The organism is Haloplanus sp. CK5-1 (assembly GCF_037201915.1).
In the GTDB taxonomy this organism is placed as follows: Archaea; Halobacteriota; Halobacteria; order Halobacteriales; family Haloferacaceae; genus Haloplanus; species Haloplanus salilacus.
The window spans coordinates 2,982,428-3,000,065 of record NZ_CP147505.1 but is presented as its reverse complement, the minus strand read 5'-3'; the positions used below and the strand labels follow the sequence as shown (position 1 = coordinate 3,000,065).

The window sequence follows — 17,638 nt, the reverse complement described above, 5'->3', positions numbered from 1 at the left end:
CGCTACGTTCCGGTCGGGCTGATGTCGATGTTCAACCCCTTGCGGATGATCTGTGTGAACCCCATCGAGCAGAGGAAGTACCAGACGATCCACACCTGGATGGGGCCGACGACGCCGTCGGTCCACGCTCGCTCGCCGACGAGCGGCAAGATCAGGGGTTGGAGGTCGAACACCGCGTCCGCCCCTCTGATGCCGACGCCCCAGTACATCCACAGGAAGACGGGGATGGTGAGGAACATGATCCACACCATGGGCCGGAACTGCTCTTTGAACATGCCCAACTGGTCGCCCATGGCGTCCATCTGTTCGTCCTGGATTCGTTCCAGGGCCTCGTCGTCGCCGCGCTCCTTCGCCTCCTTGCGTTTCTCCTGGATCTTCTTCATCTGCTCTTGGTACTCCCCCATCTTCTCCGAATCCATCAGGTTCGCCTGCAGGATCGTCGAGTACAGCCCCGTCACGACGGCGAGGATCATGACGACGGCGTAGAAGGGAAGCGTCGATTCGAGGGGGCCGAGGACGACGTTCATCGCCGATCCGATGACGTTGCGCATCGGCGCCCACGAGTAGCCGGCGAAGAGGGCGATGCTGAACACCGCCGCGCCCTTGTCCCACATCGACCACGAACTCTCGTCGTCGGAGTCGGTGCCGGTGTCGATGTCGGCCACCGCTCCACTCTCGGTGTCGAGCGCGTCGCGGGTCGCCTCGGCGTCGGCCAGACGGAACCCGGCGTCGCCGTCGATCAGGACACCCTTCTCGATGAGGCGGCCCCACTGCCCGCTCGATAAGTCGTCGCGGACGTCGACCCACTTGACCTCGCCGTCTTCTGCCCGGTCCAGCACCGTCTGGATGACCCCTTCCATCTCGGCGTCGGCCGCGACGAGGTCTCGCACCTTCTGCTCGATCCGTGCCATTGAGGAGGGGTAACCACCCGCCGGTTATGAACCTTTTACTCTTCGAGCGGCCGCTGGTAGACGTGTTCGCCGGCGAACAGAGCGAGGTCGACCCCGACGCCGACGAGCGCGAGGCCGCCGACGGCCGTGACCACGAGGAGCACGGTCCCGCCGGTTCCCGTGCCCGTCCAGCCGAGGAGGCCGACCGGGAGCGCGAGGCCGAGTGCGACGTTCGCTACCCCGCTCAGCCGGTACCACGCGACCCGTTCGGTGATCGGCGTCTCGACGGCAGCGAGGAGGTCGAACGCTCCCGAGAGCCCGAGTAGCGAGACCTGTGTGGCCACGACCGGCGCTCGAAGTGGGGCGATCCCGACGGCCGCGACGACGCCGACGACCAGCGCTACGAGGAGGCCACCGAGAACGCCACACAGCCGCCGGTGGGTGGTCGATCGCACGCTCGTCGCTCGTCGGCCCATCGAAATATAGCTTCGCCCCCGTCGCTAGTTCGCCGCGTCGTCGACGACGTCGCTGATCGCCTCGAACACCTCGTCCGGGGTCCCTTCGCCGTCGACTTCGACGAGGACGCCCGCCTCGCGGTAGTGGTCGACGACCGGTTCGGTGTTCTCCTCGTACACCTCGAGACGGTCGCGGACGGTGTCCTCGGTGTCGTCGTCGCGTTGGATCAACTCGCCGCCGCAGTCGTCACAGACGCCCTCGGTCTCGGGGGGGTTGAACTCGACGTGGTAGTTGGCCCCGCAGTCGTCACACACCCGCCGTCCGGTGAGCCGATCCACGAGTTCCCCCTGACTCACGTCGAGGAAGACGACGGCGTCGAGGTCGGTGATCTCCGAGAGGTACTCGGCCTGATCGAGGTTTCGGGGGTAGCCGTCGAGGACGTAGCCGTCGGCGGACTGCAGGGCCGTCTTGACGATCTCGTTGACGACCGCGTCGGGGACGAGGTCGCCGGCCTCCATGTAGGCCCGTGGCGTGTCGTACTCGGTGTCCATGTGCCCGATGTCCATGTCCTTGTTCGACCGGAGCGCGTCGCCCGTCGTGACGTGTTCGATACCGAACTCCTCCGCGAGGCGCTTGCTCTGCGTTCCTTTGCCCGCTCCCGGTGCGCCGAGCAACAGCACGCGTGGCTCGCTCATACCTACATCTCCCCCTCCGGATATAAATGCGTGAAGAAACGGGGGCGATATTGACGGCATCCGAACCGTCGTCGGTCCCCTCGATGGCCGGAACGCCGGCTATCGGGCGGGGGTCGCCGCTCAGGAGAGCTTCTCGATATTCTCGACGACCACGTCGGCGTACTCGCTGGTGGCGAGTTTCGTCCCGCCCTCGATCTGTCGGTGGAGGTCGTAGGTGACCTTCCCCGAGGAGATGGTCTCCTCGACGGCGTCGCGGACGAGGTCAGCCGCGTCGTCCCAGCCGAGCTGTTCGAGCATGATCCGGCCCGAGAGGATCATCGCGGTGGGGTTGACCTTGTCCTCGCCGGCGTACTTCGGCGCGGAGCCGTGGACGGGTTCGGCCAGACAGCGCCCGCCGCCCAGGTTCGCGCCGGGGGCGATGCCCAGGCCGCCGATCTGTGCGCCCGCGGCGTCCGAGAGGTAGTCGCCGTTGAGGTTCGGCATCGCCAACACGTCGTACTGCTCGGTGCGGGTCAGCAGTTGCTGGAGCATGTTGTCGGCGATGCGGTCCTTGACGACGACGGTTCCCTCGGGCGCCTCGCCCTCGTACTCGTCCCAGAGGGTGTCCTCGGTGATGACGTCCTCGCCGTACTCCTCCTCGGCGAGTTCGTAGCCCCAGTCGCGGAACGCCGCCTCGGTGAACTTCATGATGTTGCCCTTGTGGACGAGCGTCACCGAGTCGCGGCCGTTCTCGAGGGCGTAGTCGATGGCCTCCCGGATCAGGCGCTTGCTCCCGAACTCCGAGATGGGTTTGAGACCGATGCCGACCGGCCCGTCGTGGATGGTCGAGTCGAAGCCCATCTCCTCCTCGACGAACTCGCGGACCGTCTCCACCTCGTCGGTGCCGGCCTCCCACTCGATGCCGGCGTACACGTCCTCGGTGTTCTCCCGGAAGTTGACCATGTCCATCTTTTCGGGGCTCTTGACCGGCGAGGGGACCCCGTCGAGGTGGTAGGTCGGGCGGACGTTCGCGTAGAGGTCGAGTTTCTTCCGCAGCGCGACGTTGAGCGAGCGGAAGCCGGAGCCGACGGGCGTCGTGAGCGGCCCCTTGATCGCGACGCGGAACTCGCGGATCGCCTCGACGGTGTCCTCGGGCAGGTTCTCGCCGTAGCGCTCCCGGGCGGACTCGCCGGCGTAGAGGCGCATCCAACTGATCGACCGGCCGGTCGCCTCGGCGGCGGCGTCGAGTACCTGCTGGGCGGCCGGGCCGACGTCTTTGCCGATCCCGTCCCCGTAGATGACGGGGATGATCGGGGTCGAGGGAACGTCGAGTTCGTCGGTTTCCTCGTCGAAGGTGATCGCGTCACCCTCGTCGGGAACTTCGATCTTGTCGTAGCTCATATCGTCGGCGCCTTCATCGACCAGCGTGAAAGACCTGCCGTTATCGCCGTCGTTCGATCGGCTCCCGTGGCTCCTGGGGCGAGCGACGGCGCGCGACCCGTCCGTGTTCCGTCGCCGAACCCCGTCTTTTTGATCGCGGCACGCCGACGGTGGGCCATGGCCGTCCAACCACACCTGCGAGTCGACGAGGGCGACGTCCGAGACGTAGCACTGCTGCCGGGCGATCCGGACCGCGTCGAGCGCATCGCCGCGGCCTGTGACGCCGCGACCGACCTCGCACGCAACCGGGAGTATCGCCTCGTTGACGCCGAGTACGACGGCGTCCCCCTGACGATCTGTTCGACCGGCGTCGGGTCGCCCTCGGCGGCCATCGCGCTCGAGGAACTCGCAGCGGTCGGCGTCGAGACGGTGATCCGTCCGGGGACCATCGGCGCGCTCCAGTCGGGTATCGAGATCGGCGACATGGTCGTCGCGACGGCCGCCGCCAAGGAGGAGGGAACGACCAAGCGCTACGAGCGGGTCGAGTATCCGGCGGTCCCCGACTTCGAGGTGACGCGTGCGCTGATCGACGCCGCCGAAGCCGAAGGCGAGTCGGTCCACGTCGGCCCCGTCGTCACCGACGACGCGTTCTACGCCGAGACCGACGACTACGTCGACGACTGGGAGGCCGCCGGCCTCCTCGCCGTCGAGATGGAGGCCGCCGCACTGTTCACCCTCGCCCGCCGGAAGGGGTTGCGTTCGGGCGCCGTCTGTACCGTCGACGGCAACCTCGTCGAGGGGACCCAGAAGGGGAGTGGCGACACGGCCGCGGACGAACTCCCGCCGAAGGCCCGGAACAACGTCGAGCGGATGATCGGACTGGCCCTCGACGCCGCCGCGACGCTCGGGTAGGGGGATGCTCGATCGGATCCTCGCCCGCGTCGCCGCCATCGTCCGACGCCTCCGGCGGATCGAGCGGCGCGAACTCGCGGCGCTGGGTCGCTGGATCCAACACACCGGAAATCTGCTCCACCTGACGGTGCTGGTGGCGGTCCCCCTGCTCATCGCCCTCGTCACCGTCGTCTCGAACGTACTGACCGAGCTCTCCTTCCTGCTCTTTCCGCCCCTCGCCGCCGGCGCGTACACCCTCTTTTCGGATCCCGAGGGCCGGTACGCCTCCCCACGGAAGTTCGTCGTCGGCCTCGTCGCCGGCGCGTGCTGTGGCTGGGTAGCGCTCGCGCTCCCGGTCGCCCCCGCGGAGCCGGTCGTCTCACCGCTTAGCGCCGCGCTCTCCATCTTCCTGACCGGCGTCGTGACGTGGTTTCTGGACGTCGAGGAGCCAGCCGCCTTCTCGACGGCGCTGCTCGTCCTCGTGACCGACGACGCCTCGCCGGAAGCGTACGTCGCGAGCGTCGCCGTCTTCGGGACGCTCGTCGCCGTCGTCTTCGGCCTCTGGCGGTCGCGGTTCTACGAGCGCCGCGCCCGGTATCTCTACGACACGGCCGGGAGCGCCGATCACGTCCTCGTGCCGATGCGGGGTGACCCCGCTATCGCCGAGACGACGGCCGTCTTCGGTGCGACGCTCGCGGCCGCCCACGACGCGGGGAAGGTCGTGTTGCTGGCCGTCCTCGACGGTGGAGACGGGGGCGGCGACGACGCTGCGACGCCGGCCATCGATGCCGACGCCGACACCCGTGCGACCCGGACGGCCGAGCGACTGGAGTCGGTCGCGAAGACGGTCCGGACGCGGGCGGGTGTCCCCTGTGAGGTGGTCGTCGCTCGCGGCTCGCCCGTGTCGACGACCGTCGAGACGGCGTCGAACACGAACTGTGACCTCGTGGTCACGCCGTACGAGGAGGACCGCGGCCTGCTCTCGCCGTACGTGCACGGCGTGTTCGACAGCCGCTACGACACCGTCGCCGTCCGGACGACGGCCGGCCGTCGCCGCTGGCGGCGCGTCCTCGTGATGGTCGCACGGCCGGGCGACAGCGCCCACGCGATGCTCGATTTCGGCACCCGACTGACCGGACCGAACGGGAGTCTAAGCGTCTGTACCTGTATCGAAGCGGAGATGGAGCGCCGCGGCGCAGAGAAGCGCCTCGCCGACCTCGCGGAGACGGTCGACGCCGAAGTCGAGACCCGCGTCGCCCGGAGCGAGGTCACCGAGTTCATCGGGGCGAACGCGAGCACCTACGACCTCCTCGTCGTCGGATCGTCCGGCGACCGGTCCCGTGCCTCCCGGCTCCTCTCGCCCCCGACGTTCGAGCGCCTGCGCGACATCGACTGCGACGTCGCGGTCGTCGACCGCGGGAACGTGTAGGGTCGCCACCGCGTCCGACGACAATCCGTATCGTCCTCCGCGCCGAGACGTGATCATGGCCTCGGTCCCCGTCGAACTCCTACTCGGCGTCTACCTCGGCGTGTTGACGGGTATCATTCCGGCGCTCGTCTCCTACGGCTTGGGCTTCCTGTTCAAGTACGTCACCGGCGTCACCGTCCCCGCGTTCGGTGTCGTCGTCCTCGCGGTGGCCATCGCCGGCGTCAACGGTGGCCTGATGGCGCTGAACGATCCGACGTTCACCCGGTCGTCGAATCAGATCCGGCTGAGCGTCGCCCTCATCGTCGTGTTGATGCTCTCGCTGTACGCCCACAGCGTCGGAGACAAGATGGTCGCCGACTTCCCGCGCAAACTCTCGCTCCGCAAACTCACCGACCGCACCCTCTCGACGGACGTGGTGGAACTGGTCGGCGGCCGCGGACAGGCCCGTGTCACCGTCGCCGGCGACGTCGGCGACATGGAGGGGCACCCGCCCGTCCCCGCGGACGTGCCGGTAGTCGAACTGGAGTCACGGGTTGCCGACCGCCTCCGCACCGAGTTCGACTTGACGGACGTGTCCGTCTCGCTCGACGAACGCGCGCGGGCGACGGTGAGTGCCGCGCCGCCGCCCGGCGGTCTCTCGAAGCGCATCCCAGCCGGCAAGCGCGGCGTCTCGGTCCGTGCCCTCCTCCCCACCGGAACCGCCCGCGGCGACGAGGTGACCCTCTCGACCGGGGCGGGGAGCTATCGCGGGCACGTCGTGAGCCTCCGCAGCGACCGGGCGCGGGACGCCGACGCCACCGTCGTCGCCGTCGAGGGCGAGGACGGATCTGTCGACACGCTCCCCCACGACCGGACGCTCGTCGCCGGCGACGAGGTGTACGTCGTCTGTCGCGCCGAGGCGTACCGTCGACTCGGCGCCCGGAGTCGGCCGTCCGAGACGCAACCCATTTGACCGACGGGCCGGGAGAGTACCCTATGGAGTGGAAGTTGTTCGCTGACCTCGCGGAGGTGGCCGGCGACCGGGAGATATCGGTCGACGTCGACGACGGAGCGACGGTCGGCGACGCACTCGACGCGCTGTTCGAGGCACAGCCGTCGCTCCGGGAACGCGTCCTCGACGACTCGGGAGCGGTCGCGGACCACATCAACGTCCTCCGGAACGGCGAGAACGTCCACGCGGCCGACGGACTGGAGACGACGGTTGCGGCGAGCGACGAACTCGCGCTGTTCCCGCCGGTGAGCGGCGGGCGTGGCGCGACCGAGTGAGGGAAGCGGGTAGTGGGTGCCGGCTCGATCAGTCCGGCCGTGGGCGGGCGGTGAACAGCGTCTGGACGACCGAGAAGGGATCGTACACCGACTGGTGGCACTGGCAGTAGACCCCGTTGGGGTCGCCGAAGCGAGCCACGTCCTCCGTCTGTTTGTAGCCGGGGACACAGCAGAAGTGCGTACACTTGTTGAGCCACGCGATGAACCCCTGGTCGGTGCTCGCCTGCAACCACTCGTCGTTCTGGGCGGCCTGTTCGACGCGCTTGCTCCGGATCACCTGGATCGGGATCACGTCGTCGGCGTCCTGTGACCGCCACGTGCCCGTGGCTGGTTTCCCGGCGCCGGCGTCGCCGATGCCGTTGCCCCACTCGGTGTAGTCGCTGAAGTCGTCGACGTGGAAGCGATCGCCCTGTTCCTTGCTCGACGACTGCCAGTCGTAGGGAGGTGCCGAGTCCGATCTGAAGTAGTTGTCACTCTCGTACCCCGGCTGGATGCCTTGGTACCCTTCGACGCCACAGTACTGGAACCACTCCGAGGAGTAGGTCGTCCCGCCGAGGTCCATCTCGGCGATCCGGATCTCGACCCCGCCTTGGAGCGTGGTCTCGACGTCCGGCCAGATTCCCCTGATGTAGCCCTCGTCGTCGACTTCGAGCGGGATCTGTGGCATCCCGCGTGGCGCAGGGCCGGCCGTGTTCTCGATGGCCCACGCCTGCGTCGCCCCCCCACCGGCACCCGGCGAGGCAGTCGCGCTGTTGACGGTGACCGTCCCGAGTGCGCCGACGCCGGCGAGCGCCGACCCGCCCACGACGCCCTTGACGAACCGCCGTCGCCCGCTCTCTTCGGGGTATTTGTCGTCCGCGCTCATGCCAGAACCTTGGCGCGGGCAGTGAAAAGTATGACGAAGTGACCGGCCGCTCGCGGCGTCGTCGGCCCGAACGGGGTCGGACCGGTCAGCGGTTCCACGGTGCGTCCCCCGGATCGACGACCCGTTCCTCCCGTGTGATCCCGTCGATGCGTGCCACGTCCTCGTCGTCCAGATCCAGCTCCATGGCCCGGTAGTTCTCGCGGATGTGTTCGGGCGTCCCGGACTTGGGGATGACCGCCACGGATTCCTTGTTGAGCGCCCACGCCAACGACACCTGTGCGGGCGTGGCGTCGTGTTTCTCGGCGACCTCGCGGATCTCGGGCACGTCTGCGACGGCGTTGCGCGCGATGGGGGCGTACGCCACCAGCGGGTAGTCGTGGCGGCGGGCGTGTGCCCGGAGGTCGTCCTGCTGGCAAAGGGGGTGCATCTCGACTTGGTGGGCGGCCGGCGGTTCGCCGAGTCGGTCGATGGCCTCGTCCAAGAGGGGCGGCGTGAAGTTGCTGAGACCCACGTGTCGGGTCAGCCCTCGCTCGCGCGCCTCCAGCAGGGCCGGGAGCGTCTCGTCGGGGTCGTAGGTCCCCAGCGGCCAGTGGACGTACAGCAGGTCGACGGCGTCGACGCCGAGAGCGTCGACCCGCTCGCGTGCGCTCTCCGGGAACGCGTCGCGACCGAGACGGTCCCGCCACACCTTCGTCGCGAGGAACACGTCGTCGCGGTCGACGGGACTCGACGCGATGCCCTCGCCCACCGCCGCCTCGTTCCCGTAGTACTCGGCGGTGTCGACGTGACGGTAGCCCGTCCCGAGGGCCGTCTCGACGGCGGTCGCGCAGTCGTCGGGGTCGGTCAGTCGGTACGTCCCGAGACCGAGTTCGGGCAGATCCATACGGGGCCGACGGTCGCTGCCGACTCGAATCCTGCGATGTGGCCCCGTGTGACCGGCAGCCACGCGACCGGCCAGGCGAAACGATTTTCATGTGGCCTCGCGCATGGTCGTTATGCCGACGGAATCCGACACCGGATACGACCCGGAATTGGGTCGGAAGTTCGTTTTCGTGACCGGCGGGGTGATGTCCGGTCTCGGCAAGGGTATCACGGCCGCGAGCACCGGCCGTCTCCTGGCGAACGCGGGCTTCGACGTGACAGCCGTAAAGATCGACCCGTACCTCAACGTGGACGCGGGGACCATGAACCCCTACCAGCACGGCGAGGTGTACGTCCTCAAGGACGGGGGCGAGGTCGACCTCGATCTCGGGAACTACGAGCGCTTCCTCGGGACGGACATGACGTTCGACCACAACGTCACCACGGGGAAGACCTACCAACACGTCATCGAGAAGGAGCGGGCGGGCGACTACCTGGGGAACACGGTCCAGATCATTCCACACATCACCGACGACATCAAGCGGCGCATCCGCGAGGCCGCCGAGGGGACCGACGTCTGTCTGGTCGAGGTCGGTGGGACCGTCGGCGACATCGAGGGGATGCCCTATCTCGAAGCGCTCCGGCAGTTCTCCCACGAGGAGGACGACGAGGACGTCCTCTTCGCCCACGTCACGCTCGTCCCCTACTCCCAGAACGGCGAACAGAAGACCAAACCCACCCAACACAGCGTGAAGGAACTGCGCTCGATCGGCCTGCAACCGGACGTGCTCGTCGGTCGCTGTGAGGACCACCTCGACGCCGAGACGCGGGAGAAGATCGCGCTGTTCTGTGACGTCCCGACCGACGCGGTGTTCTCGAACCCGGACGTCGAGGATATCTACCACGTTCCCCTGATGGTCGAGGAGGAAGGGTTGGACGAGTACGTGATGGAACGACTGAACATCGCCGACGAGGCGCTCCCCCACGAGGAGCGAGACAGCCGGTGGCGCGACCTCGTCACCCGCGAGCGGACCGGCGAGATCGACGTCGCACTCGTCGGCAAGTACGCCCTCGAAGACGCCTACATGTCGATCCACGAGGCGCTGAAACACGCGGGCATCCACGAGGAGGTCGACGTCAACACGCTGTGGGTCGACGCCGACGAGATGCGCGACCACCACACCGAACGCCTCCGCGAGGCCGACGCAGTCGTCGTCCCCGGTGGCTTCGGATCCCGCGGGTCCGAGGGGAAGATCGAAGCGATCCGCTACGCCCGCGAGAACGACGTTCCCTTCCTCGGTCTCTGTCTCGGTTTCCAGATGGCGGTCGTCGAGTACGCGCGGAGCGTCCTCGGTTTGGAGGGTGCCCACTCCGCCGAAATCGACGAGGAGACGCCGTACCCGGTGATCGACCTCCTTCCCGAACAGTACGACCTAGAGGATCTGGGCGGGACGATGCGACTCGGGGCACACACCACCGACATCGATCCCGGGACGCTCGCCCACGAGGTGTACGGCGCCGACAGTTGCACCGAGCGCCACCGCCACCGCTACGAGGTCAACCCCGAGTACATCGACGACCTCGAAGCGGGATCGCTCACTTTCTCCGGGCGCGCGAACAACCGGATGGAGATCGTCGAACTCGACGACCACCCCTTCTTCCTCGGGACGCAGTTCCACCCCGAGTTCCGGTCGCGTCCCGACCGAGCGAGTCCACCCTTCGTTGGCCTCGTCGAGTCGGTGCTCGATCGTACCGACGTGACCGAACGGGAGGTGGAGGCCTGATGGTCGACGCCGACGAATTCATCGCGGAGGCGACCGAGGAGATCGCCGACGCTGTCGGCGACGAGAACGCCATCATCGCGCTCTCCGGCGGCGTCGACTCGTCGGTCGCGGCCGCACTCGCGTACCGCGCGATCGGCGACCGCCTCACCCCCGTCTACGTCGACACCGGGCTGATGCGGAAAGGCGAGACGGAGGGCATCCGCGAGACGTTCGCGTTCATGGACAGCCTACGAGTCGTCGACGCGCAGGACCGATTCCTCGACGCCCTCGAGGGCGTCACCGACCCCGAGGAGAAGCGCCACGTCATCGGCGAGGGGTTCATCCGGGAGTTCGAACGCGAGGCCCGCGAGGCCGACGCCGACTACCTCGTGCAAGGAACGATCTACCCCGACCGCATCGAGAGCGAGGGCAACATCAAATCCCACCACAACGTCGGTGGCCTCCCCGAGGTGATCGACTTCGAGGGCATCGTCGAACCCGTCCGCGATCTCTACAAGGACGAGGTTCGGGAGGTGGCTCGGGCGCTGGATCTGGAGGAGGTGGTCTCCGAGCGGATGCCGTTCCCCGGTCCCGGTCTCGCCGTCCGCATCATCGGCGAGGTGACCGAAGAGAAGTTGGCGGTGGCCCGCGAGGCGTGTCACGTCGTCGAGGAGGAGGTCGAGGAGCACGATCCGTGGCAGGCGTTCGCGGCCGTCATCGGCAAGGCGACGGGTGTCAAAGGCGACAACCGTGTCCACGGCTGGGTCGTCTCCGTCCGGTCGGTCGAGAGCCGGGACGGGATGACCGCGCGTGCACAGGAACTCCCGTGGGAGACGCTCCAGCGCATCCAGAGCCGCATCACCGGCGAGAACGAGAACGTCGCGCGGGTCGTCTACGACGTCACCCACAAACCGCCCGCGACCATCGAGTACGAATGACGACCCGAGCGATCCTCGCCGGCCCGGACCACGAGGGACTGGGGGCGGCGCTGGAGGCCGAGGGCATCGACGTCGAACGCGTCGACGGGATTCTCACCGCTTCGGTCCTCGACGACGCGGACGTCGCCGAGGCCGACCTGTTCGTCCTCACGGATCTGGACGAGGCGACTGCCATCTCGGTGGTCAAAGAGCGCAACTCCGACGTCCAGATCGTCGTCTACAGCCACGACTCCCTCCCCGAGTTCGCGCGCGGGCAGACCGACCTCGCGATGGATCCCGACCTGTTCGGCGTCGACATGGTCGCCGAGGAACTCGCCTGATTCGATCGGTTAATCCCGGTTAATTCGGGTTTATAGGCTTCGAAACTCCGAAATTCGACTTCACCGTCTCCCCGGTTGAAGTGGCTCCCGTTCCAGCCGTCGAGTGCAATGTCCGTCACGAAACCGCTCGCGATCCTGCTGGCCGTGCTGGTGGCCGCCACCGGCGTCGGCGCGGCGGTCGGGAGCACGCACGACGCAGGCGACGGCGCGTACGCCATGGACGCACAGTTGAACGACGGTGTCGTCACGGTCACCGTGACCGAGGACGACGACGGCGTCGAGAACGCGACCGTCGAGGTCGACGGTGAGGCGGTCGGCGAGACCGACGCGGACGGGACCGTCGCCTTCGAGCGCCCCGACGACGAGTTCGAGGTGAGCACCGAGACGGCGAGCGTCGAACTCGAAAGCGAGTACGCGGTCGACGACGGCTCGCTCGTCCTCGAAGGGAGCGAGTTCGAGATGGAGGACGAAGACGAACGTGACGAGGAGGCCGAGGACGAACGTGACGAGGAGGCCGAGGACGAACGTGACGAGGAGGCCGAGGACGAACGTGACGAGGAGGCCGAGGACGAACGTGACGAGGAGGCCGAAGAAATCGAGGACGACGAACGTGACGAGAACGCCGCCGACGGCAGCGCGTCCGCCGACGCGGGTGCGGCCGACGCGGCAGAGACGGCGGACCGACAGGGTCCCCCGTCCTCGCTCCCCGCCGTCGTTCCCGACCGCGTCTCGACCCTCCTCGGCTCCATCTTCGGTGACGGCGGGCCGGCCGGTCGATAACCCCTGACTCCCCCACGCGACGGCCCTCCGATCGACGACCGCTCGTTCCTCCGTTTTCTCCCGGAAGCGCACCGATTAAGACGCAGGCGGTCGACTAGCCGCCATGACGCTCGACCGACTGGAGACGCTCGATCCGGCCCCCGAGGAAGTGGTGACGGCCGAACTCGCCGTCGGCGACGACGTACTGGTGAAGGCCTTCGCCTTGGGGCCGGGTGCTCGATTGGAACCACACGAACACGCCGACAGCACGAACGTCTTTCACGTCCTCCGCGGGACGGTGACCGTGATCCAGGGCGACGACGAGGAGGCGGTCGACGCCCCCGGCGTCGTCTACCACGACCGCGGCGTGGTCCACGGGGCGCGCAACGACACCGACGACGTCGCCGTCTTCACCGCCAGTCTCTGTCCGCTCCCGGGGTCGGGCTGAGCGGCGTCGCCACCGATCCATGTCCCGCGACCGCGCCGTCGTCACCACGTACGCCCGCCTCCACTTCGGCTTCTGTAACCTGAGCCTGGCCCGCGAACGCCTCTACGGGAGTCTGGGCGTTGGTCTCGACCGCCCGCGGGTCAGCGTCGCCGCGACCCCCGACGGGGGCGTGACCTGTGACAATCCGACCGTCCGCGACTACGCGCAACGGGCAGTCGACCACCTCGACGTCGACGGCGCGGACGTGACCGTCGACGGCTCCTTCCCCCGGCACGTCGGCCTCGGGAGCGGGACGCAGTTGGCACTCGCGACGCTCGTCGCCGTCGCGCGCGCCCACGACCGCTCGGTCGACGTCCGACGCCTCGCACCGGAGTTGGGTCGGGGCGGCCGCTCCGGTGTCGGCGTCGCCACCTTCGAGGACGGCGGATTCGTCCTCGATGCCGGCCACCCGACCGCGCGGTTCACGACCGATCGGCCCGCGCTCGGTCGGTGGTCGGTGCCGCCGGTCGCCGCGCGTCACCCCATCCCCGAGGACTGGCGCTTTCTCGTCGTCGTGCCCGACTCCCCCACGGGACCGAGCGGCGACGCCGAGGACCGAAGCATGCGCTCGGTTGTCGAAACCGCGTCCCCGTCACCCAGTGACCGTCTCGCCGGCGTCATCGCCCGGCGTGTCCTCCCGGCGATCACCGAGGGATCGGCCGAACGCTTCGGGGCGGCCGTCGCGGAGGTCGGCCGCCTCAACGGGACGTGGTACGCCGACGAACAGGGTGGGGTCTACCGCCCGCCGGCCGGCGAACTCGTCGCCGCCCTCGACGAGGACCCGGCCGTCTACGGCGCGGGGCAGTCCTCCTGGGGGCCGTCGGTGTACGGCGTCACCGATGCCTCGCGGTCGGCGGCGGCACGGGAGGCGGGACGCGACGCCTTGGACGCCGCGGGCGTCGACGGCCGGGTCCTAGTCGCCGAGGGTCACAACCGCGGTGCGACGGTCGACGGCGACCCGCGCCGCAACGACTAACTCGCCGACGGTCCTACGCCGCCCATGGCACGCATCCCCTTCGGTATCGCCCGCCTCGATTCCATCGTCGGCGGCGGTGCGCCACCGGGGAGCGTCGTCCTGCTGGTCGGCGAGGCCGGTGCGGGCGCCCGCGAGTTCGCCTACACGAGCGCCGCGATGAACGGCCTGTACTACGGCGACCGCGACGCGTTCGACCTCCACTACGGCGATGTGGAGTCGTCTGCGACGCCGCCCGAGGAGATACACTACGTCTCTTTCACGACCGGCCGTGACCACCTCGAACGCGAGATGTCGTACACGATGGACGAGGATCTGGCGAACACGGCCGTCGACCACGTCCAGTTTCGCGATCTCTCGGCCGAGTACTTCCAACTGAGCCCGATCCCGCGGGAGTGGTACGCTGGGGCGACCCGGACGGTCGAGGATCTAGCGACGCGCGAGCGCCGGGAGAGCGCACTGAGCGCCCTCGGCGACTACCTCGGCGAGAACGCGCCGGGGAACCTCGTCATCGTCGACTCGGTGACCGACCTCGTCGCCGCCGTCAGCGACGACATGACGTGGAGTGACATCGCCCTCGTCATGAAGGGCATCCAGAAGGTCGCCTACCAGTGGGGTGGACTCATCCTCCTGTTGGCCCAGGAGGAGACACTGGAGGCGACGTCGCTTGGCCACCTGATGGACGCCACCTCGGGGACCCTCCAGTTCGAGTGGGAGAGCGGCGGTTCCAAGCGCGCTCGCACCATGTTCGTCAAGGAGTTCCGGGGGGTCCTCTCGCGGCTCGAAGCGGAGAACATCATCCGGTTCGAGACGGAGATTCACGAGGGCGGGTTCGACGTCAGCGGTGTCCGGAAGATCCGGTAGGGCAGGCCGACCGATACTTATGCTGCGGCGAAAAAGGGATACGGGATGGCAGGCGAACAGTCCGACGCCTTCCCGGATGAGTTACGGGAGTGGGTCGAACGGCGGGCCGCCGAGCACGACGCGGATCCAGGAACACTCCTCGCGCGAGCTGTCTCGGTGTACCGCTATCTCGACGCCGAGGCGGACCCCGACGCCGACGGTGCTCCGATCGACGTCGACCTGGAGCGTCTCGACGGGATGGAAGAGCGCATCGAGGTGCTGTCCGACCGCGTCGGCGACGTCGAGGACGACCTCGACACGAAGATCGACGACGTCCGCGACCGGGTGATCCAGGTCAAACGCGAGGCCGACGCCAAGGCACCCCGCGACCACGACCACCCCGAACTGGCCGACCGCGTCGACGCCGCCGCCCACGCCGCCGAGGACGCCGCGGCGCAGGTCGACGCGCTCTCCGACCGTCTGGACCGCGGGTTCGAGAACTACGAGGAGATCCTGGAGTACCTGACCGACACGACCGGCGACCTCGAGGACACCGTTGCCGACCTCCGCACGGAACTCAGGCATCTCAGCGCTGCCGAGACGGATCGACGGGCGGTCGACGAGCTGCGGACGACGGCGAACCGCCACGGCGACCGCACCGCGGCGTGTGGCGACTGTGGCTCGACGGTCGACGTCGGACTGCTCTCTCGACCCCGGTGTCCACACTGCGAAGCCACCTACGTCGACTTCGAGCCCTCGTCCGGGTTCTTCGGAAGTGCGACGCTCGCAACCGGGGAACACCCGGCGCTGACCGACGGCGAGGACGGCGGCGACGAGACCGAGTTTGGAGGGACGACCGATGGTTGAGGGCGGCGACGAGGACGACGCCGACGATCCGTTCGCCGCGATCGACGACCTCGACATGGACGACGACCTCGACGTGGACGACGACCTCGACATGGACGACGACCTCGACGTGGACGACGACCTCGACGCGGACGACGACATCCCCCTCGCCGACCTCGCTCGCGAGGTGCGGGAACGGAGCGCGTCCGCGGAGGCAGAGGCCGGAGCCGACACTGATGCCGGTCGCGACGATCCCTTCGAACCGGTCGACGTCGCCGAGGTCGACGACGAGGCCGTCTGGGAGTCCTTCGTCGAGGGTGAGGACGGACCGGAGGCTGGCGTGGGACTCGGGGCCGAGGTCCACGAGGCGTCCGCGGCCGACGACCACGTCGTCTCGAAGCGGGAGTTCTGCCAGCAGTGCCCACACTTCTCCGACCCGCCGGCGGTGACCTGCACCCACGAGGGGACGACCATCGTCGAGGTGGTCGACGCCGACGACTTCCGCGTGCGCAACTGCCCTATCGTCGCCGAGCGTCGCGAGTCACGCATCGACTGACTCGACGTGTCGAGGCACCTTTGTGTCTCGGCGCGCTACGGCCGCCGTATGCAGTTCTGTGACGACTGTGGGTCGATGATGGTCGCCCGCGACGGCGAGATGGCGTGTACGTCCTGTGGCGCGACCGACGCCCGCGACGAGGAACGCGCCGCCGAGTTCGTCTCCACCGAGAGCCAGAGCGACGACGAACTCGTCGAAACCGAGGAGGGTGCGAACTTCGAGGGGAAACCCACGGCGACCGACGTGACCTGCGACGACTGTGGGGGTGGCGAGGCGTGGTACACGATCAAACAGACCGGTGCGGCCGACGAACCGCCGACGCGATTCTTCAAATGCGAGAAACGTAATAGCGTAGCATATTCGTAATCAAAAGTCGGCACTTCCATCGCTATTTGAGAAATTGAATCGGAATTTGAGACGGTCGAGTTTGAGGAGAGACTTCAGTTATAGTCTCGCCAGCGATTACCGCACTCAGTACATTTAAAAAATCGAGTTGGGGGCTCATCAGCAGACCCTGTTTGTTTGATTGTGTACCACGCCTTCCCGTTTCCACACTCATCGCAATGAACACTCTCATCAGTGGGCTTGCCTTCGAAATTCGCCCCTTCCTCCGTCTCAATTAATTCATCACCCGTTTGCTTGGTCGTGGTAATGAAGTCTTCTGCGTCTCTTTGCTGCTCTTCCCTATGTCCACAACTATCGCAGACCATCACTCCATCCTGTTTTTTCATCATCGAACCGCACTCGTCACAGAATTCCATCTTAGGTGAGGATATACGCCTGTCGGATAAAGGTGTTAAGTTCGGTAACGTTCTGGTAGGTCCAGCAAGCGTCGGCAGGAAATCGACGAGCTGTAGCGGTTAATTTGAGCTCTTGGCGACTGTCGAGAGCAAACATTTCACAAGAGTCGTTAATACCTAACATACGCACCCAGCATTGGTAATGATGTAGGTAAGAAATTAATCAATATGGACGCAGAAAGCTACGTAAATGAGCTTATTGAGGCAGAACGAGACGGGATGAATGAAAGAGCTGAGTGGATTTCTAAACACCGACCGCAATACTCACACGGAATGTCGATGTTCGGTGGTGAGAAAGCACTAACACTCTATGAAGATTCACAACTCTCCTATATTTACGGGATATTCTCTGGATCCATATTGCTCGGTCAATCATTCATAGAACAGTCTGTCTGTGCTATGGCATATGACGCAGGTGAGTTTACAGAAAATGATATGCTTGGGTACCACGATGCTGTGGACTTCCTCGCTGAGAAGGACATCGTGGAACCAGATGGAGTAAATGGGGTCGCACTGGATGAGCTTCACAACCTGAGGAATCCAGTTGCCCATTTCCGAGATCCCACAGACGAAGACAGTCTTTCACGGAGAAGGCATGCGTTCTAGTTTAGCGAAGAATCCAACCGCCGTCTGTTGATTGG

General features: G+C 66.9%; 21 protein-coding genes and 1 pseudogene. 15 read left to right on the top strand and 7 right to left on the bottom strand.

Annotated features, from left to right (window positions below; all coding sequences use genetic code 11):
• Nucleotides 1-2: 2 nt before the first annotated feature.
• From NBT81_RS15945 to icd, 4 genes are all read right to left on the bottom strand, one after another.
• A complete protein-coding gene (locus NBT81_RS15945; RefSeq protein ID WP_338739847.1) occupies nucleotides 3-911 on the bottom strand; it encodes a DUF106 domain-containing protein in 909 nt (302 codons plus the stop codon).
• Between the two features lie 35 nt (nucleotides 912-946).
• Complete coding sequence (locus tag NBT81_RS15940) at nucleotides 947-1,345, bottom strand: hypothetical protein (protein ID WP_338739846.1); 399 nt, start codon at nucleotides 1,343-1,345, stop codon at nucleotides 947-949.
• 45 nt (nucleotides 1,346-1,390) lie between these two features.
• Entirely contained in the window at nucleotides 1,391-2,041 is a 651-nt protein-coding gene (locus NBT81_RS15935; RefSeq protein WP_338739845.1) for an adenylate kinase, read from the bottom strand.
• 120 nt (nucleotides 2,042-2,161) lie between these two features.
• Entirely contained in the window at nucleotides 2,162-3,421 is a 1,260-nt protein-coding gene (gene icd / locus NBT81_RS15930) for an isocitrate dehydrogenase (NADP(+)) (RefSeq protein ID WP_338739844.1), read from the bottom strand.
• Nucleotides 3,422-3,577: 156 nt separating this feature from the next.
• Between icd and NBT81_RS15925 the strand changes: the two genes are divergently transcribed.
• The 4 genes and pseudogenes from NBT81_RS15925 to NBT81_RS15910 all read left to right on the top strand — a co-directional run bounded on the left by NBT81_RS15925 (nucleotide 3,578) and on the right by NBT81_RS15910 (nucleotide 6,986).
• Nucleotides 3,578-4,312 (top strand): nucleoside phosphorylase, encoded by a 735-nt coding sequence (locus NBT81_RS15925; protein ID WP_338739843.1) that lies wholly within the window; start codon nucleotides 3,578-3,580, stop codon nucleotides 4,310-4,312.
• Between the two features lie 4 nt (nucleotides 4,313-4,316).
• Nucleotides 4,317-5,720 carry a universal stress protein gene (locus tag NBT81_RS15920; protein ID WP_338739841.1) on the top strand — a complete coding sequence of 468 codons (1,404 nt, stop codon included), beginning with the start codon at nucleotides 4,317-4,319 and terminating at the stop codon, nucleotides 5,718-5,720.
• A gap of 55 nt (nucleotides 5,721-5,775) precedes the next feature.
• Nucleotides 5,776-6,630: pseudogene (locus tag NBT81_RS15915) on the top strand (potassium transporter TrkA); the annotation flags it as partial.
• 65 nt (nucleotides 6,631-6,695) lie between these two features.
• A complete protein-coding gene (locus NBT81_RS15910) occupies nucleotides 6,696-6,986 on the top strand; it encodes a ubiquitin-like small modifier protein 1 (protein ID WP_338739839.1) in 291 nt (96 codons plus the stop codon).
• A 28-nt stretch (nucleotides 6,987-7,014) separates the two neighbouring features.
• Here NBT81_RS15910 and NBT81_RS15905 read toward each other — a convergent pair whose 3' ends face one another.
• Entirely contained in the window at nucleotides 7,015-7,851 is an 837-nt protein-coding gene (locus tag NBT81_RS15905; RefSeq protein WP_338739837.1) for a ubiquinol-cytochrome c reductase iron-sulfur subunit, read from the bottom strand.
• An 85-nt stretch (nucleotides 7,852-7,936) separates the two neighbouring features.
• A complete protein-coding gene (locus NBT81_RS15900; RefSeq protein WP_338739835.1) occupies nucleotides 7,937-8,734 on the bottom strand; it encodes an aldo/keto reductase in 798 nt (265 codons plus the stop codon).
• Between the two features lie 112 nt (nucleotides 8,735-8,846).
• Here NBT81_RS15900 and pyrG point away from each other — a divergent pair, with 112 nt between their 5' ends.
• The 10 genes from pyrG (at nucleotide 8,847) to NBT81_RS15850 (ending at nucleotide 16,563) form a co-directional block, all read left to right on the top strand.
• Nucleotides 8,847-10,496, top strand: coding sequence for a glutamine hydrolyzing CTP synthase (gene pyrG / locus NBT81_RS15895; protein ID WP_338739834.1), 1,650 nt, complete (start codon nucleotides 8,847-8,849; stop codon nucleotides 10,494-10,496).
• Nucleotides 10,496-11,413 (top strand): glutamine-hydrolyzing GMP synthase, encoded by a 918-nt coding sequence (gene guaA / locus NBT81_RS15890; protein WP_338739833.1) that lies wholly within the window; start codon nucleotides 10,496-10,498, stop codon nucleotides 11,411-11,413. Before pyrG ends, guaA begins: the two co-directional genes overlap by 1 nt.
• Nucleotides 11,410-11,733, top strand: a complete 324-nt coding sequence (locus NBT81_RS15885) for a DUF7126 family protein (protein ID WP_338739832.1) — start codon at nucleotides 11,410-11,412, stop codon at nucleotides 11,731-11,733. The genes guaA and NBT81_RS15885 overlap by 4 nt, the downstream gene beginning before the upstream one ends.
• 108 nt (nucleotides 11,734-11,841) lie before the next feature.
• Complete coding sequence (locus NBT81_RS15880; RefSeq protein ID WP_338739830.1) at nucleotides 11,842-12,513, top strand: hypothetical protein; 672 nt, start codon at nucleotides 11,842-11,844, stop codon at nucleotides 12,511-12,513.
• Nucleotides 12,514-12,616: 103 nt separating this feature from the next.
• Nucleotides 12,617-12,940, top strand: coding sequence for a cupin domain-containing protein (locus tag NBT81_RS15875; protein ID WP_338739829.1), 324 nt, complete (start codon nucleotides 12,617-12,619; stop codon nucleotides 12,938-12,940).
• Between the two features lie 19 nt (nucleotides 12,941-12,959).
• Nucleotides 12,960-13,955: a beta-ribofuranosylaminobenzene 5'-phosphate synthase family protein gene (locus NBT81_RS15870; RefSeq protein WP_338739828.1), complete on the top strand. Its 996-nt coding sequence runs from the start codon at nucleotides 12,960-12,962 to the stop codon at nucleotides 13,953-13,955.
• 24 nt (nucleotides 13,956-13,979) lie between these two features.
• The gene (locus NBT81_RS15865) at nucleotides 13,980-14,816 is read left to right on the top strand and encodes an HTR-like protein (RefSeq protein ID WP_338739827.1); all 837 of its coding nucleotides are present in this window, start codon (nucleotides 13,980-13,982) and stop codon (nucleotides 14,814-14,816) included.
• A gap of 45 nt (nucleotides 14,817-14,861) precedes the next feature.
• Nucleotides 14,862-15,662 (top strand): hypothetical protein, encoded by an 801-nt coding sequence (locus NBT81_RS15860; protein WP_338739826.1) that lies wholly within the window; start codon nucleotides 14,862-14,864, stop codon nucleotides 15,660-15,662.
• A complete protein-coding gene (locus NBT81_RS15855; RefSeq protein ID WP_338739824.1) occupies nucleotides 15,655-16,197 on the top strand; it encodes a hypothetical protein in 543 nt (180 codons plus the stop codon). The genes NBT81_RS15860 and NBT81_RS15855 overlap by 8 nt, the downstream gene beginning before the upstream one ends.
• 48 nt (nucleotides 16,198-16,245) lie before the next feature.
• A complete protein-coding gene (locus NBT81_RS15850) occupies nucleotides 16,246-16,563 on the top strand; it encodes an RPA12/RPB9/RPC11 RNA polymerase family protein (protein WP_338739823.1) in 318 nt (105 codons plus the stop codon).
• Nucleotides 16,564-16,637: 74 nt separating this feature from the next.
• Here NBT81_RS15850 and NBT81_RS15845 read toward each other — a convergent pair whose 3' ends face one another.
• Nucleotides 16,638-16,958, bottom strand: coding sequence for a transcription factor S (locus NBT81_RS15845; RefSeq protein ID WP_338739822.1), 321 nt, complete (start codon nucleotides 16,956-16,958; stop codon nucleotides 16,638-16,640).
• Nucleotides 16,959-17,165: 207 nt separating this feature from the next.
• On the opposite strand from NBT81_RS15845, the gene NBT81_RS15840 reads away from it, so the two are divergent.
• Nucleotides 17,166-17,603, top strand: a complete 438-nt coding sequence (locus tag NBT81_RS15840; RefSeq protein ID WP_338739820.1) for a hypothetical protein — start codon at nucleotides 17,166-17,168, stop codon at nucleotides 17,601-17,603.
• Nucleotides 17,604-17,638: the final 35 nt, after the last annotated feature.

Excerpts from the sequence above, each read along its gene's own strand:
- NBT81_RS15945 (WP_338739847.1), bottom strand. The coding sequence starts at position 911 with ATGGCACGGATCGAGCAGAAGGTGCGAGACCTCGTCGCGGCCGACGCC.
- NBT81_RS15935 (WP_338739845.1), bottom strand. The coding sequence starts at position 2,041 with ATGAGCGAGCCACGCGTGCTGTTGCTCGGCGCACCGGGAGCGGGCAAA.
- icd (WP_338739844.1), bottom strand. The coding sequence starts at position 3,421 with ATGAGCTACGACAAGATCGAAGTTCCCGACGAGGGTGACGCGATCACC.
- NBT81_RS15925 (WP_338739843.1), top strand. The coding sequence starts at position 3,578 with ATGGCCGTCCAACCACACCTGCGAGTCGACGAGGGCGACGTCCGAGAC.
- NBT81_RS15920 (WP_338739841.1), top strand. The coding sequence starts at position 4,317 with ATGCTCGATCGGATCCTCGCCCGCGTCGCCGCCATCGTCCGACGCCTC.
- NBT81_RS15910 (WP_338739839.1), top strand. The coding sequence starts at position 6,696 with ATGGAGTGGAAGTTGTTCGCTGACCTCGCGGAGGTGGCCGGCGACCGG.
- NBT81_RS15905 (WP_338739837.1), bottom strand. The coding sequence starts at position 7,851 with ATGAGCGCGGACGACAAATACCCCGAAGAGAGCGGGCGACGGCGGTTC.
- NBT81_RS15900 (WP_338739835.1), bottom strand. The coding sequence starts at position 8,734 with ATGGATCTGCCCGAACTCGGTCTCGGGACGTACCGACTGACCGACCCC.
- pyrG (WP_338739834.1), top strand. The coding sequence starts at position 8,847 with ATGCCGACGGAATCCGACACCGGATACGACCCGGAATTGGGTCGGAAG.
- guaA (WP_338739833.1), top strand. The coding sequence starts at position 10,496 with ATGGTCGACGCCGACGAATTCATCGCGGAGGCGACCGAGGAGATCGCC.
- NBT81_RS15885 (WP_338739832.1), top strand. The coding sequence starts at position 11,410 with ATGACGACCCGAGCGATCCTCGCCGGCCCGGACCACGAGGGACTGGGG.
- NBT81_RS15880 (WP_338739830.1), top strand. The coding sequence starts at position 11,842 with ATGTCCGTCACGAAACCGCTCGCGATCCTGCTGGCCGTGCTGGTGGCC.
- NBT81_RS15875 (WP_338739829.1), top strand. The coding sequence starts at position 12,617 with ATGACGCTCGACCGACTGGAGACGCTCGATCCGGCCCCCGAGGAAGTG.
- NBT81_RS15870 (WP_338739828.1), top strand. The coding sequence starts at position 12,960 with ATGTCCCGCGACCGCGCCGTCGTCACCACGTACGCCCGCCTCCACTTC.
- NBT81_RS15865 (WP_338739827.1), top strand. The coding sequence starts at position 13,980 with ATGGCACGCATCCCCTTCGGTATCGCCCGCCTCGATTCCATCGTCGGC.
- NBT81_RS15860 (WP_338739826.1), top strand. The coding sequence starts at position 14,862 with ATGGCAGGCGAACAGTCCGACGCCTTCCCGGATGAGTTACGGGAGTGG.
- NBT81_RS15855 (WP_338739824.1), top strand. The coding sequence starts at position 15,655 with ATGGTTGAGGGCGGCGACGAGGACGACGCCGACGATCCGTTCGCCGCG.
- NBT81_RS15850 (WP_338739823.1), top strand. The coding sequence starts at position 16,246 with ATGCAGTTCTGTGACGACTGTGGGTCGATGATGGTCGCCCGCGACGGC.
- NBT81_RS15845 (WP_338739822.1), bottom strand. The coding sequence starts at position 16,958 with ATGGAATTCTGTGACGAGTGCGGTTCGATGATGAAAAAACAGGATGGA.
- NBT81_RS15840 (WP_338739820.1), top strand. The coding sequence starts at position 17,166 with ATGGACGCAGAAAGCTACGTAAATGAGCTTATTGAGGCAGAACGAGAC.